Source organism: Pseudomonas sp. NCIMB 10586 (assembly GCF_023127895.1).
Classification (GTDB): domain Bacteria; phylum Pseudomonadota; class Gammaproteobacteria; order Pseudomonadales; family Pseudomonadaceae; genus Aquipseudomonas; species Aquipseudomonas synxantha_A.
In genome coordinates this window covers 136705-151039 of record NZ_SPKQ01000053.1, presented here as the reverse complement: position 1 = coordinate 151039, position 14335 = coordinate 136705, and the positions used below count along the sequence as shown (strand labels likewise).

Genomic DNA, 14335 nt, shown 5'->3' with positions numbered 1-14335 from the left:
CCTGTCACGCCGGGGGTCGCGGGTTCGAGTCCCGTCCGCTGCGCCATATTTTCCAGGTTCGATGTGTCGGGCTTGAGATTGAACAACCCAGGTTGATCGATCAGATGTTCAAAGGTGGTTGAGGCTTTACGCTCAATCAGCCAAGCGATACGCAGCGGTAGTTCAGTCGGTTAGAATACCGGCCTGTCACGCCGGGGGTCGCGGGTTCGAGTCCCGTCCGCTGCGCCATATCTGCCTCAAGGCCCACTGAACGCCTTGAAGCACAAGAAAGCCACTGGCTGACTTGATCCGATAGCAAAGACCCTGGTCGAAAGACCGGGGTTTTTTGTGTCTGGCGTTTGAAAAAACGTCATGGTGTTTGTGACATCGTCCTCATTTATAGGCAAGCGGCTGACAGATCGTCTCGATCTTGTCGGCCGTTTTGCGTTGTTGTGTCAAAAAATTTCAATGTGGTTATTTGCCGCAGGCGCAGAAACCTTTAAAGTTAACCCTTCGGTCAACTTTGCACTGTCATCATGGCCTTTTGATTCGTCGTAAAAAGGCTTCTGCAAGTCTCGATATTCGGTGTACTTAACCATAAGGGCGGATTTATAACCGCTCAGAGGATGATCCATGTCCAACCGTGAAATAACCCGGCGCTCGTTCCTCCAGGGCGGCCTGGTGGCGGGTGTGAGCGTCACGCTGACACCGCTGAGCTCCCAGGCGCTGGCTGCCCTGATGGAAAACAGCGTTACCGTGCCGTCCGAAAAATGGCTGGGCAATAACGGCAAGGCGCGCCAGCGTAACGATGCGTTGTCCAAAGTGTGCGGCAGCAAAGTCTTCGCCCGCGACATCCGCTCCAAGGACATGCCCGGCTGGCCCGTGCAGCAAGGTCACGCCATGCTGCTGAAAACCATCAAGGCCGACCATATTTATGCGGGCTACGACTTGGCGTGGCTCGGCGCCGATCTGCAGCCGGACCGTATTGTTACCGCTGCCGACTTGGACAAGGACGGTATCGTTTTCCCGGAAGAACATGCCCCGGATCCGCTGCTGCCTGAGGGCAAGGTGCCGATGTTTATCGGTCACCCGGTGGCGATCCTGATCTGGAACGATTTCGAGCGTTTCCGCCAGGCCAAGAACAAACTCAAATTCAACGACAAGGCGATTCGTTACGGCGCCAAGGTGCCGTACTACGAAGGCGACCCTTACGGTAGCTTCCGCTATGTGCGCGTTGGCGGCCCCACCTCGGCCGATGAAGACGAATTTGCCAGCCTCAAGGATTCGATTCTGTTTCCGATGCTGAAAAACCGTCGCCCGGTATGGAACTCACAACCGAATCTGCACGGCAACCTGACCGAGCGCGGGCTGTTCTACGCCGACCGCATGAAGAGTCAGATCAACACACCGCCGGACAACTGGCTGGTGTTTGACGAGCGCTACAAGACCCCGTCAATCGAGCCGGCCGCCATGGAGCCGGACAACGGCAACGGTTGGTACGATCCGGCAACCAAGACCCTGCACTTCGTGGTGGCCACCCAGTGCCCGTTGGAGGTGGCCACCGAGACTGCGAAAATGATCTCGCCGTCGCGCTTCGGCCTGGCCAACCTGAACATGCACCCCGGTTACACCGTGGGGTACGGCTCCAAAGACCACAACATCTTTGTCTACTACGCCGCCCTCGCGGCGTTGTACGGCGCCGGCGTGCCGGTGCGTCTGGCCAATGACCGTTACGAGCAGTTCCAGAGTGGCATCAAGCGTCATCCGTTCGACATTCGTTACCAATTGGCTGTCGACAAGAACGATCACAGCTTCAAGATCTTCCTCGCCGACATGAGCGTCGACGGCGGTGGCCGGATCAACTACAGCCCCTCGGTAGCCGCTGTAGGCGCCACGGCCGCACAGTCGATCTACTACATGCCGCAGAACGACCTGCAAGTCACCGCGTATCACTCGCGGGGCGTTGAAGCCGGTTCGATGCGTGGTTACGGCACCCTGCAAAGCATGGCCGCGACGGAAATGATGGTCGACGAAATCGCCGGTCGTCTCGGTGTGGATGCTATCGAGTTGCGCCGCAAGAACGCACTGCGTTCGGGCATGAAAAACACCCAGGGCGCCATTCCTGCCGGTGCGTTGCGCCTGCACGAAATCCTCGACAAAGCCTCTGTGCACGAGGTCTGGAAAAACCGCGACGCGATCAAGCAACAACGCGAAGCCGCGGACCCGGATAACTGGTACGGCGTGGGTTTCGCTATCTGCCAGAAAGACTTTGGCACTGGTTCCGAAGCACCGATGGCCAGTATCGAATTCAGCGCTGACGGTCGCATCAGCCTGCGTCATATCGGTATCGAAATCGGCACCGGTATGTCTACCTCGCAATCGCTGGTCGTTGCCGATTTCCTTGGCAGCCCGGCCCACGAAGTGAAGACCGGCGAAACAGAGTGGAAGGAAATGCAGCTGATCACCAGCGGCAACCCTTACATCATGAGCCAGGCCGAGCAGGACAACCTGCTGCGCAACCCGCGCTGGGTGGGCAAGCTCGCTTCGGCATCTTCGGCCACCAACTCGGCGTACTACTTCAGCCACGCCACCCGTGAAGCGGCGCGCGTGCTGTTCAACCATGGTTTGTGGCCGGCGGCGCTGGAGATCTGGCGTCAGGGCCCGTTCGGCGGTCAGGCCAACCCGTATGTGGTGCGCCGCGAAGATGCGCATTGGGTCGACGGCAAGCTCACCGCCAACGGCATGCAGCCACTCAGTTTTGAAGAATTGGCCAAGCGTGCCCACGAGCGCGGCCTGGTCACCGCGGCCACTGTGCACGGTTTCAACCGCTGGAGTTGGGCCGAGGCTGAATACAGCATCGACGGCGTGCGTGAGCGCCTGCCGCTCGACGGCCTGGCCGTGAAGTACGGCGACGGCGCGCCAAAAGCCAAGCAGGCGCTGATGAGCACTGCCGGCTTCCATCTGCTGGATCGCCAGAACATCAGCTACCCCGCGACGCAGTTGAACAACGCTGCCGTGACTTACTACAGCCCGGTCGCCACATTGGTCGAGCTGAAGGTCAATAAGGGCTCGGCGCAGGTGGAGGTGCTCAATCACCATTCGTGGATCGAGTGCGGTCGCGTGCTGGTTGAGGAGTTAGTCAAAGGTCAGCTTGAGGGCGGTGTCGCCATGGGCATCGGCCACGCATTGATGGAGGAAATGCCGCTGTATGAAGGCGGGCCGGGGGAGGGTGACTGGAACTTCAACCGTTACCGTCTGCCGATGGCGCGTCACGTTGCCGTGTGGAAACAGACGTCGGAGATTTTGCCGGCGCTGTCGCCGAGCGATCCATCCAAGGGTATCGCTGAAGTGGTGATGATCCCGATCGTCGGGGCCATCGGTAATGCCGTGGCGCACGCCATCGGTAAACGTGTTCGCGACCTGCCAATCACTGCTGCGCGCATCAAGGAAGCCCTCAATGCCTAACCGTCCGCTTCAACTGACCCTCAATGGTCAATCCGTCGGCCCAGTGGACATCCCTGATGACCTGCCGATGATCGACTACCTGCACGAATACAAAAACCTCACTGGCTCGCGTCTTGGCTGCGGCCAGGGTATTTGCCACGCTTGCGTGGTCATCGTCGACAACCCGGACGGCACCAGCGAAGAAGTGCGCACGTGCATCACCGGCGCGCATTACTTTGAAGGCAAGCGAGTGCGCACCATCGAATCCCACGCCAAGCGCGACGAGTCGGGGCAGGTCATCGAACTGAACCCGATCCAGCAGCGCTTCGTGGATGAGTTTGCGTTCCAGTGCAGCTACTGCGCGCCGGGCTTCGTCAACGCAGCGACCGTGCTGGTGGAAAAGCTGCAGCGCCAGCCGACCGTACACAGCAAACTGGAACAAGTCATCGAGGACAGCCTTGGGCATCACGTCTGCCGTTGCACCGGGTACGTGCGTTATTACAACGCTACTCGCAACGTGCTGACCGATCTCGGCCTGGTCAAGGAGGGTTGAGCATGAAGCTTTTTCTGACCCGAATGACCCTGGCGGTCGGCCTGGCTGCGCCGGTGCTGTTTGCTCATGCCGATGATCAGGTCAAGCGCGGCGAATACCTGGCCCGCGCCGCCGACTGCATGGCGTGCCACACTGCGGCGGGCGGCGCGCCGTTTGCGGGCGGGCTGCCGATCGTCTCGCCGTTCGGCACGATCTACGGCACCAACATCACGCCGAGCAAAGAGCACGGCATCGGCTTGTACAACGATGACGAGTTCTTCGCTGCGCTGACGCAAGGCAAGCGTCGCGATGGGGCGAATCTGTACCCGGCGATGCCGTACACCTCCTACCACCTGATGCCGCGCGAAGATTCGGATGCGATTCATGCGTACCTCAAAACCATCGAGCCGATCGAGCGCGCAGGGCCGGTGACGAGCCTGAGCTTTCCGTTCAACGTGCGCCTGGGCCTGATGGGCTGGAATGTGCTGTACGGCAAAGCGCTGAAACTGGAGCCGACCGAAGGTAAAAGCGAAGCCTGGAAACGCGGCCAGTACATGGTCGAAGTGCTTGGTCACTGCGGCGAATGCCACACGCCACGCGGCCTGCCGGGCGCGATGGAGCTGGACAAGCGCCTGACCGGCGGCATCCTCAATGGTTACCTGGCGCCCAGCCTGCTCGCCACTGACCTGGCTGCGCGCGGTTGGAATGAACAGGACCTGGCCACATTCCTCAAGCACGGCATGAGCGCCCAGGGCACGATGTTCAACGAGATGTTCCCGGTGTTCCACAACAGCACCCAGGGCCTGAGCGATCAGGATCTGGCCGCGATGGCCACGTTCCTGCTGGGCGATAACCCGCCGGCCGCCAAAGCGCTGGTCGACGTGCCGGTGGATAAACTCAGCCAGAGCGCTCAGCGCGGCCGCCAGGAATACCTGAACGTCTGCGCCGGTTGCCACGCCGCAGGTGGCGAAGGCAAGCCGCACATCGCGGTGGCCATGCGCGGCAACACCACGTTGCGACTGGAAGACCCGCGCAACCTGCTGCGTGTGATCGAGGACGGTATTGGCGAGCAGAAATTTTCCGGGTTCGAGCACATGCAACCGATGCCGGGGTTTTCCGAGAAGCTCAGTGCGCAACAGCTGACTGATCTGCTCAATTACCTGCGTCAAGGTTGGGGCGGCCAATCGGCTGAGCTGGCCGTAGGCGATGTGCAGAAGCTGCAAGCCGAGGCGCCTTCCGTCGAACACAAGGCGCATTGACGGCAGCGTGTGAAGCGCATAACTGGTGTGGGAGCGAGCAAGTCGCCCCCACACGGGTTGTGTTTACATTCCGAATTTATCGCGCAACCCGTAGTACCAAGCCCCCAGCGCTGCAAACGGCGTGCGCAACATCTGCCCGCCCGGGAACGGGTAATGCGGCAAGTCCGCAAACGCATCAAAACGCTCAGCCTGCCCGCGCAATGCCTCCGCCAGTACTTTGCCTGCCAGGTGCGTGTACGTCACGCCATGGCCGCTACAGCCTTGTGAGTAATAGATGTTGTCGCCAAGACGGCCGACCTGGGGCAGGCGCGACAGGGTCAGCAGGAAATTGCCGGTCCAGGCGTAGTCGATCTTCACGTCTTTGAGTTGCGGGAATGCCTTGAGCATTTTTGGCCGGATGATTGCCTCGATATTCGCCGGGTCCCGCGCGCCATACACCACGCCGCCGCCGAAGATCAGGCGCTTGTCACTGGTGAGGCGGTAGTAGTCGAGCAGGTAGTTGCAGTCTTCGACACAGTAATCCTGCGGCAACAGCGTCTTGGACAATTCATCGCCAAGGGGTGCGGTGGTGATCACTTGGGTACCGCATGGCATCGACTTGGCCGCCAGCTCCGGCACCAGGTTCCCCAGGTAAGCGTTACCGGCAACGATAATGAATTTGGCCCGGACCCTGCCTTCGGCGGTGTGTACCACAGGGTTGGCGCCGCGCTCGATGCGCACCGCTGCCGATTGCTCATAAATCGTACCGCCCAGGGATTTCACGGCCGCCGCTTCGCCCAGTGCCAGGTTGAGCGGGTGGATATGCCCGCCGCTCATGTCCAGCAAACCGCCCACATAGTTGTCACAGGCCACCACTTCGCGGATGCGGCGCTCGTCGAGCAACTCAAGCTGCGTATGGCCGTAGCGCTCCCACAGGCGCTTCTGCGATTCCAGATGACCCATGTGCTTGCTGTTGAGTGCGGCAAATACACCGCCGTCCTTCAAGTCGCACTGGATCTGGTATTTAGCCACGCGCTCACGAATGATCTTGCCGCCTTCAAAGGCCATCTGCCCCAGCAACTGAGCCTGTCTGGGCCCGACACTGCGCTCGATCACATCGATATCACGGCTGTAGCTATTGACGATCTGCCCGCCATTACGACCCGAGGCACCAAAACCCACCTTGGCGGCTTCCAGTACCGTGACGCGAAAGCCGTTCTCCAGCAAAAACAGCGCGCTGGAAAGCCCGGTATAGCCGGCACCAATCACACAGACATCGGTTTCGACCTCACCTTGCAGCGTCGGGCGAGGTGGGGCTGCATTCGCGGAAGCGGCGTAATAGGACTGGGGGTAGGGGGTGTTCGCCATCCTGGAACCTCTGTTTTATATTTTTTACGAGTGCGGCGATCCTACCTGAGTTGAAAATTGCCTGCCAGCCACCTGGAAATCCCAGGTGTACCCGGCATAAATAAAAAATTCGCATATTCATAGGCTTAGCTGCAAAAAAGATGTTGACACCCCTCCGGAATTCCGTAGAATGCCGCCTCACAGCAGGCACGTAGCTCAGTTGGTTAGAGCACCACCTTGACATGGTGGGGGTCGTTGGTTCGAGTCCAATCGCGCCTACCAAACAAAATCCGCTCTGCTGGGCGGTCTAGAAGGGCTCACCGAAAGGTGGGCCCTTTTTTGTTGTCTGGAATTTGGGCAATAGCCATCCCTACACGACTCAAGGCGTGTATTCAGGTGTTTGAACGCTCGATCAGCAGAACAGCGTAGCCACCGACAGCAGGCAAATTATCTGGACGAACACCTGGCAGCGTATTTCGCCAAACGTGGTCGCCATATCACTCATTTGTCCGGCATACATAGCGCGAGCCCTCATTGTCGGTATAACACCGTGAACGAACTGCAGGTACACACAGCTGCATGATGGAGTATAGGTTCTGATTGAGAATCTACACGGTTGAACGATTTTGAGCTCCTCATCAGGTTGGCTGCGCGACTTTCCCCTTGAGGCCTGGACGCTTTCTCCTGATAGCGCCCGACCGTCGGCGCCATCCCCCCACAAAATTTATTGGTGTGCAGCAACAATTTTTCTTGTTGGACACTCCCGGTCTCCAGACAGCAAAGTTGCCGCCACTGACGCTCGACCTTCCGGGTCAACAATAAAAAAACCGAGCCGACTGCACGCCACTTCCAAGCTGTGAGCCCTTTGCCCACATCCTGCTGTTATGGCGCCGCAGCGCGCACTAAAGGACCTCTGTGCCATGCAAACAGTTGTGAACCTATGGCCGCTGATCGGCGTGCTTGTCATCGTGGTCGGCTTTGTATTGCGCTTCAATCCGCTGTTGGTGGTCACCGCCGCCGCCATCGCCACCGGGCTTGCCGCCCAGTTCCCGCTGGAAAAAATTCTCGCCACCATGGGCGATGGTTTCCTTCAGACTCGTGCCCTGCAATTGATTCTTTTATTGCCGCTGGCGGTGATTGGCCTGTTGGAGCGTCATGGCTTGCGCCTGCATGCGCAGAACTGGATCGCCCGCTTCGAGCGCGCCACGGTTGGGCGTTTACTGATCATTTATCTGTTTGTGCGTGAATCCACGGCCGCCATGGGGCTGACCAGCCTGGGTGGGCATCCGCAAATGGTGCGGCCACTGTTGGCGCCGATGGCCGAAGGTGCAGCGGAAAAACGCTACGGCAAGCTGCCAGACAAGCTGCGCCACAAGGTCTTGGCCATGTGTGCGGCCACCGATAACGTCGGGCTGTTTTTTGGTGAGGATATTTTTGTCGCCTTCGGTGCAATTGCGTTGATGCACACCTTCCTGTTGGGCTCGGGGATTGACGTGGAGCCGCTGCACATCGCGGTGTGGGGCATTCCGACGGCGATTTGTGCGTTCATCATTCATGCGATCCGGCTGCATCGCTTTGATCGACGATTGACCCGCGAAATGAGCCCGGCCACCACGTCCGTGGAGGCTGCTCAATGATTATTTCCATTCAATACCTTTATTGGCTCGCCGGTGTTCTGTTGCTGATCACTGCGGGCATGATCCTGCTCGATCGCACCCATCCCAAACGCTGGTCCAGCGCGCTGTTCTGGTTGTTGTTCGCCATACCGTTCCTGGTGGGGGAGCGTCTGCCCTCGGTGGCCATCGGCATCGGTGTGGTGGTGATGGCGTTGATCGCCGGCTTGGGTGGCGTTGGTCGCGGCCAGCACGCCGAATTGCACGTCAAGGCGTCCCGCGCCAGCGCCGGGCGCCTGGGCCACAAGTTGTTTATCCCGGCCTTGGCGATTCCGTTGACTACGGTGATTGGCTCGGTATTGCTCAAGCACACCGAAATTGGCGGTGTACCGTTGCTGGACCCGAAGAACACCACCTTCGTCTCGCTCGGCATCGGCTGCCTGATTGCGCTGGGCCTGGCCTGCTGGCTGACCCGCGATACACCGGTACAAGCCCTGCGCGAATCCCGTCGCCTGACTGAAGCCCTGGGCTGGGCCATGGTGTTGCCGCAGATGCTGGCGATGCTCGGATTGTTGTTCAACGAGGCCGGGGTGGGCACGGCAGTCGCCCACGTCACCACCACCTACATCAACCTGGACTACAAGCTGGTGGCGGTGATGGTCTATGTACTGGGCATGGCCCTGTTTACGGTGATCATGGGCAATGGTTTTGCGGCTTTCCCTGTGATGACTGGCGGCGTCGGCGTGCCGGTGCTGGTAGGGATTTATGGCGGCAACCCTGCGGTGATGGCGGCGATCGGTATGTTTTCCGGTTACTGCGGCACGTTGATGACGCCGATGGCGGCCAACTTCAATATCGTGCCGGCGGCGTTGCTGGAGTTGCCCGACAAGAACGCGGTGATCAAGGCGCAGATCCCCACGGCGCTGATGATGCTGGTGGTCAATATCGTGCTGCTTTACCTGTTGATGTGAGGTCACTATGCAAACTGTACTGCTGACGGGTTTCGAGCCCTTTGATAACGACCTTGTGAACCCGTCATGGGAAGCTGCGCGCCAGTTGGATGGCGTGCAACTGGGCGAGGGTGCACGCATTGTCGCGCATTGCCTGCCCTGTGCATTTGCCACGGCGGGTGAACACCTGACCCGATTGATCAGCGAGTTGAACCCGGCAATGGTGATTGCCACCGGCCTGGCGCCCGGGCGCAGCGAGATGTCTATCGAGCGGGTAGCGATCAATATCAATGACGCACGCATCCCCGACAACCTCGGGCAGCAACCGATTGATACGCCAGTGGTAGCCGGTGGCCCGGCTGCATACTTCTCGACATTGCCGATCAAGGCCATGGTCAAGGCGCTGCGTGACGCGGGGGTGGCGGCTGCCGTTTCGCAAACGGCGGGCACGTTCGTGTGCAATCAGGTGTTCTACCTTTTGCAGCACCGGCTGGTCGAGGCCGGGGTGCGCAGTGGGTTTATCCATGTGCCGAGCGCGCCGCCGGCCGACCAGCCGCCTTTGGTTGAGGCCTTGCGACTGGCGGTCTCGACGGCCTGGCTAACCCAAACGGATGTGCGGGAAACAGGCGGGCAGGTGAGCTGACGGTCGGGCTGTGAATGGAGTCATTCGTGGGGCAACTTCGACTATAGTTCACAGGTGTATCCACCTTGGAAAACCATCATGATCAAGTACCCGAAGTTCGTATCTGTCGTGTTGTCCCTCGCGCTGTTTGCGGGTAGCGGTCTTGCCTTGGCCGATCCCGGTAATGGCAAGGGGCAGGGTAATAACCAAGGGGGGCAGGGCCAGGGTAACAAGGGCGGTCAGGGGCAGGGCAATAACAAAGGCAATAACCCCGCAGGGCAGGCCTACGACAAGCCCAAGGGCAAGGGCGGCTCAGGTGGTCACGGCCCCAGCGTTGACCGAGGGAGCGTATTGAATGTGCTCGGCGGTTATCGCGATTACTGGAGCCCGGGGCCTGCATTGCCGCCGGGGATCCAGAAGAACCTGGCGCGCGGCAAGCCGCTGCCACCCGGTATCGCCAAGAAACTCGATGGTCGCCTGCTGGGGCGGCTGCCGCACTACGACGGTTATGAATGGCAGCAAGCGGGAACCGATTTGATTCTGGTCGCCATCGCCAGCGGCATCATCTACGAAGTACTTAATGGCGCCTTTGATTGAGCGGAAAACCCCTCACGTCTCCTGCGCGGGGAAAAACAATTCAAAGCACGTCACGCCGTCTTCACTGCTGACGCCATACCGACCGTTATGCAGCTGCATGATGGTCGCCACAATCGACAATCCCAGTCCATTGGACTGGGATGAACATTCACGGGATTCATCCACCCGGTAAAAGCGTTCGAACAGCCTGGGCAAATGCTCCGCGGCAATGGTTGCACCCTGGTTGCTGACCTTGATGCAAGTGCCCTCGACTGTCGGGACGGCCCGGATGCTCAGCTCGGTGTTCGGCGCGCCATACTTGATGGCATTGGCGCACAGGTTCGCCAGGGCCCGGCGCAGCAGCATCGGTTCCGCCCAGATCACACCTTCGCCCACGCCAACGATGTGCATACCCACATCACCGGCCAAGCCCTCGAAATAATCGGCGATGCGCTCCACTTCATCGGCTGCGTCCAGCGCCTGACGTTGGCGCAAGGCGCTGGCAGGGTCGGTACGGGCCAGGAACAGCATGTTGTCGAGCATCCGTGCCAGGCGTTCAAGCTCTTCAACGTTTGAGGCCAGCAGTTGCTGATAGTCTTCAATAGTGCGGCTCTGTTGCAGCGCGACCTGGGTTTCACCGAGCAAGTTATTGATGGGGGTGCGCAGTTCATGGGCCATATCGGTGGACACCTGGCCCAGTTGAATAAAACCTTTGGCCAGCCGTTCAAGCATGGTGTTGAAGGCGTCAATCATCGGCAGCAGCTCCTTGGGCGCGCCTTGGCTGCCCAGGCGCTCGGCCAGGTTGTTCACGCCGATGCCCTGTGCGTGTCCGGCCAGGCGCCGCAAGGGCACCAGCCCACGGTGTACCAGCACATAACCAACCAAGGCGAGAATGACCGCCGCGATGCTGGCCAGGATAAAAACACTCAAGCGATAACTGGCAAGCATGGCTGTGCGTTCAGCCATCAGGCGCCCGACGGTGACTTGCAGGCTCCCCAGGTCACCGGTGTCGATGAAAGCCGCCACGGTGGCGAAGGGCACGCCATCTACGCCGGGCAAATGGTGTACGTCGGCGAGTCCAAGGGCGTGGTCTTTTGCCACGGCCGGCACGGCCGGTATTTGAATGTTGCCCGGGTTGACGAGCAATAACGGAGTCTGCCCAGGTGCAGCGATGCTCAGTACCGACTCACTGTTGCCCAGCATGTTCTGGAACAGCTGGGGCTTGGTCTTGATCAGCTCGCGGGTATTGCCGTCATTGAGCACGTTGCGCAGTTGGTTGGCGCGCGAGATCAGCGCGGCGTCGTCACGCTTGATCAGCTCACGCTCCAGCTCGTGGTATAGCGTCACGCCCAGGGTGGCCAGCAGGGCGAAGGCGAGCAGGGCAAAGATCAATGCCAGGCGCAGGGTCAGGGAATAATGGCGATCGAGCTTCATGGTTGGGTATCGAAGCGGTAGCCAATGCCCCGCACGCTGTGGATCAGTTTGAGCTGGAACGGGTCATCGATCTTCAGGCGCAGGCGGCGTACGGCAACATCGACCACATTGGTGTCGCTGTCGAAGTTCATGTCCCATACGCGTGAAGCGATCAGCGAGCGGGACAGCACCTGGTCCTGGTGGGTGGCGAACAGGTGCAGCAAGGCGAACTCCTTGTTGGTCAGGGTAATGCGCGTACCGGCGCGGGTCACACGGCGCTTGAGCACGTCAATGTGCAGGTCGGCGATGTGCAGCTGTTCTTCTTCGCGGCTCGGGCCACGTCGGTTGAGGGTGCGCAGGCGTGCAACCAGTTCGGCGAAGGAGAAGGGTTTGATCAGGTAGTCGTCGGCACCCAGTTCAAGGCCCTTGATGCGGTCGGCGATGTCATCGCGAGCGGTGAGGAACAGCACCGGTGTATCGGCCTCTTTGCGCAGGCGACGCAGCACTTCCCAGCCATCCATTTTCGGCATCATCACGTCCAGCACGATCACGTCGTATGGTGTTTCCAGGGCCAGGTGCAAACCCTCTACGCCGTCGCGCGCCAGGCTCACCGAGTGGCCCAGCTCCTGCAAGCCATTGAGCAGGTAATTGCCGGCCTTGGGTTCGTCTTCGACTACGAGGATGTTCATGGAAAGTGCCCTGCTTCAATAAGTGGCGCAAGTGTAGCCCGATCAATTGTCACTGGCGCAACCGACGCCCTGGACTTGGTAATCGAGTAGGTGTTCGCGGCCCTGATGGTCCAGGTAGCGCAAGTGCGCCGGGACAATCCCGCATTGGCCAGAGATGTCGGTGCTCGATAGCACCTTGTCGACATCCAGGTGTAGGAAGAAGCCGGTTTTGTCGTGGATGACATCGCTGGCAGACGTTACGTCGGCAGCGAAGGCAGTACCGGTGGCGAGCAAGGCGGCAAAGCCCAGGGCGAACAGTTTCATGGCGGTCTCTCTCGTGGCTGGGGGCTGCCGGGTTAGCAGTGAGTTCACAGTAACCAGGCGACCCCAACAGCCAACCAACAGGATCATGACAAGTTCGTCATTCTTGGTTCGAGCCTGGCGCGTGGGCAATGAGTGTCCGGTCGAGGAGGCTCTACGTTTACAAGCGCCGAGGTGATCCGTAGATTGCAGGGGTCCAGCTCATGAGGAAGCCGCGCAGTGTCCATCCCAACTTCATCCGTGTTCAACCGGCGTTACCGCGCTTTCCTGTTCGATATGGATGGGACCCTGCTCAACTCCATCGCTGCGGCCGAACGTGTATGGAGCATCTGGGCCGAGCGCCATGGTCTGGATGTGGAAGCGTTTCTGCCTACCATTCATGGCGCGCGCGCGATTGATACGATCACCCGCCAGGCGTTGCCGGGTGTCGATCCAGAAGTTGAAGCCCAGTGGATTACCGACGCGGAGCTCAACGATGTCGACGGCGTTGTAGCGATTCCCGGCGCAGTGGCGTTTTTGAAAGGCGTGCCCGCGGATCAATGGGCACTGGTCACGTCTGCCCCCAAGGCGCTGGCGTTACGTCGACTGCAAGCGGCAGGCATTCCCGTGCCGGCCGTGTGGGTGACGGCCGAAGATGTGGCCAACGGTAAACCCGACCCTGCGTGCTATTTATTGGGCGCGAAACGCCTGGGGGTGTCGGTTGAGGACAGCCTGGTGTTCGAAGACGCCACGGTTGGCATTCGAGCGGGTGAAGCAGCGGGGGCGGATGTTGTGGTTGTCACCTCGGCACACTTGGAGCCCATGGTGACTGCACACGCTTGCATCAACGACTATGGCGATTTATGCACCGAGCATGGCGCTGATGGCTTGTTGTCTTTGCGCAAGCTGGCGCCGTGATACGCAGCAGGTCCTCAGCGTGTGGTTTTCTGATGGGCACGATGCGCTGCGCGCTGGCATAGCTTGCGCAAGATAACTTTTTGGATGGGTTTGAGGCAGAACACCAGCAGGTAGCCGCAGAGAAGGAGCGCCAGGTCCAGCCAGGAATGGGCGTCGGGATCGGCGCCCTCGACTTCGACTCTCAGCCCATACCCAAGCGCCAGGAAGGCCACCCCGATCAGCAGGGCGATCATCCAGGATCTGGAAACAAGAGGTGGCGTCGCGACTGGCCTCATCGACGTATTCCTGAATGCACACGGATGGCAGGATAAAATGTCAGAAATTGGGCTGCGAATACTTCAACAAGTTCCAGATGCCCAGATAGTTTCATCTTGCAGCGAAGGGGCATGCTCAAAGCGCACTGGTCAGGCTGGAAGACGCGAGCAGGCCGATTGGGTTTTCGCCAGCCATTACAGTGAACGAAAGGGCTGGCTACTGGAGGCGTTTCAAGGCGTCTGGTTTTTGTCGGGTGCAGTCAGGCCGGCCTGGATGCGCTGGTAAATCTCCTCGCGATGCACGGCAACGTCCTTGGGTGCGTTGATGCCGATTCGTACTTGCTGGCCGCTAACGCCCAGAATGGTGATCGTAATGTCATCACCGATGTTTATGCTTTCACCAACTTTGCGGGTGAGTATAAGCATGGACTTCTCCTTGATTACTTTTAAGGACACATGTGTCAGACAGGGCAGGTGTCGG

General features: G+C 59.6%; 15 protein-coding genes and 2 tRNA genes. 10 read left to right on the top strand and 7 right to left on the bottom strand.

All coding sequences use genetic code 11. The features are described 5' to 3' along the window. The first annotated feature begins 151 nt into the window (after positions 1–151). A tRNA-Asp gene (locus tag E4P01_RS27750) sits at positions 152–228 on the top strand. Between the two features lie 206 nt (positions 229–434). On the opposite strand, the gene E4P01_RS27745 is transcribed toward E4P01_RS27750, so the two are convergent. Continuing rightward, complete coding sequence (locus tag E4P01_RS27745; protein ID WP_032880254.1) at positions 435–614, bottom strand: hypothetical protein; 180 nt, start codon at positions 612–614, stop codon at positions 435–437. On the opposite strand from E4P01_RS27745, the gene E4P01_RS27740 reads away from it, so the two are divergent. From E4P01_RS27740 to E4P01_RS27730, 3 genes are read left to right on the top strand one after another with little or no spacing between them, the layout of a single operon-like run. Further along, positions 613–3444, top strand: a complete 2832-nt coding sequence (locus tag E4P01_RS27740) for a xanthine dehydrogenase family protein molybdopterin-binding subunit (RefSeq protein ID WP_216091816.1) — start codon at positions 613–615, stop codon at positions 3442–3444. The genes E4P01_RS27745 and E4P01_RS27740 overlap by 2 nt on opposite strands. Further along, positions 3437–3976, top strand: coding sequence for a (2Fe-2S)-binding protein (locus tag E4P01_RS27735; RefSeq protein WP_005789732.1), 540 nt, complete (start codon positions 3437–3439; stop codon positions 3974–3976). The genes E4P01_RS27740 and E4P01_RS27735 overlap by 8 nt, the downstream gene beginning before the upstream one ends. A gap of 2 nt (positions 3977–3978) precedes the next feature. Further along, complete coding sequence (locus tag E4P01_RS27730) at positions 3979–5214, top strand: cytochrome c (protein ID WP_078821849.1); 1236 nt, start codon at positions 3979–3981, stop codon at positions 5212–5214. Between the two features lie 63 nt (positions 5215–5277). Here E4P01_RS27730 and E4P01_RS27725 read toward each other — a convergent pair whose 3' ends face one another. Then, the gene (locus E4P01_RS27725; RefSeq protein ID WP_248130195.1) at positions 5278–6561 is read right to left on the bottom strand and encodes an FAD-binding oxidoreductase; all 1284 of its coding nucleotides are present in this window, start codon (positions 6559–6561) and stop codon (positions 5278–5280) included. 184 nt (positions 6562–6745) lie between these two features. Here E4P01_RS27725 and E4P01_RS27720 point away from each other — a divergent pair. From E4P01_RS27720 to E4P01_RS27700, 5 genes are all read left to right on the top strand, one after another. Beyond that, a tRNA-Val gene (locus tag E4P01_RS27720) sits at positions 6746–6822 on the top strand. Between the two features lie 638 nt (positions 6823–7460). Then, entirely contained in the window at positions 7461–8177 is a 717-nt protein-coding gene (locus E4P01_RS27715) for a DUF969 domain-containing protein (protein ID WP_005789724.1), read from the top strand. Continuing rightward, positions 8174–9124 (top strand): DUF979 domain-containing protein, encoded by a 951-nt coding sequence (locus E4P01_RS27710; protein ID WP_032880266.1) that lies wholly within the window; start codon positions 8174–8176, stop codon positions 9122–9124. Before E4P01_RS27715 ends, E4P01_RS27710 begins: the two co-directional genes overlap by 4 nt. Before the next feature lie 7 nt (positions 9125–9131). Beyond that, positions 9132–9746, top strand: coding sequence for a pyroglutamyl-peptidase I (gene pcp, locus E4P01_RS27705; protein WP_078821847.1), 615 nt, complete (start codon positions 9132–9134; stop codon positions 9744–9746). Positions 9747–9824: 78 nt separating this feature from the next. After that, the gene (locus E4P01_RS27700; protein ID WP_078821846.1) at positions 9825–10322 is read left to right on the top strand and encodes an anti-virulence regulator CigR family protein; all 498 of its coding nucleotides are present in this window, start codon (positions 9825–9827) and stop codon (positions 10320–10322) included. Between the two features lie 12 nt (positions 10323–10334). Here the strand turns inward: E4P01_RS27700 and E4P01_RS27695 are convergent, their stop codons facing one another. From E4P01_RS27695 to E4P01_RS27685, 3 genes are read right to left on the bottom strand one after another with little or no spacing between them, the layout of a single operon-like run. Continuing rightward, on the bottom strand, positions 10335–11735 hold the full coding sequence (locus E4P01_RS27695) for a heavy metal sensor histidine kinase (RefSeq protein WP_216091815.1): 1401 nt from the start codon (positions 11733–11735) through the stop codon (positions 10335–10337). After that, positions 11732–12403 (bottom strand): heavy metal response regulator transcription factor, encoded by a 672-nt coding sequence (locus E4P01_RS27690; RefSeq protein ID WP_122734617.1) that lies wholly within the window; start codon positions 12401–12403, stop codon positions 11732–11734. The genes E4P01_RS27695 and E4P01_RS27690 overlap by 4 nt, the downstream gene beginning before the upstream one ends. Positions 12404–12445: 42 nt before the next feature. After that, positions 12446–12706, bottom strand: a complete 261-nt coding sequence (locus E4P01_RS27685) for a DUF2790 domain-containing protein (RefSeq protein ID WP_032880274.1) — start codon at positions 12704–12706, stop codon at positions 12446–12448. A gap of 216 nt (positions 12707–12922) precedes the next feature. On the opposite strand from E4P01_RS27685, the gene E4P01_RS27680 reads away from it, so the two are divergent. Next, entirely contained in the window at positions 12923–13600 is a 678-nt protein-coding gene (locus E4P01_RS27680) for an HAD-IA family hydrolase (RefSeq protein ID WP_216091814.1), read from the top strand. 14 nt (positions 13601–13614) lie between these two features. Here E4P01_RS27680 and E4P01_RS27675 read toward each other — a convergent pair whose 3' ends face one another. Beyond that, positions 13615–13875, bottom strand: a complete 261-nt coding sequence (locus E4P01_RS27675) for a hypothetical protein (protein WP_078821843.1) — start codon at positions 13873–13875, stop codon at positions 13615–13617. A 210-nt stretch (positions 13876–14085) separates the two neighbouring features. After that, a complete protein-coding gene (gene csrA / locus E4P01_RS27670) occupies positions 14086–14280 on the bottom strand; it encodes a carbon storage regulator CsrA (RefSeq protein ID WP_003192511.1) in 195 nt (64 codons plus the stop codon). Between the last annotated feature and the right edge of the window lie 55 nt (positions 14281–14335).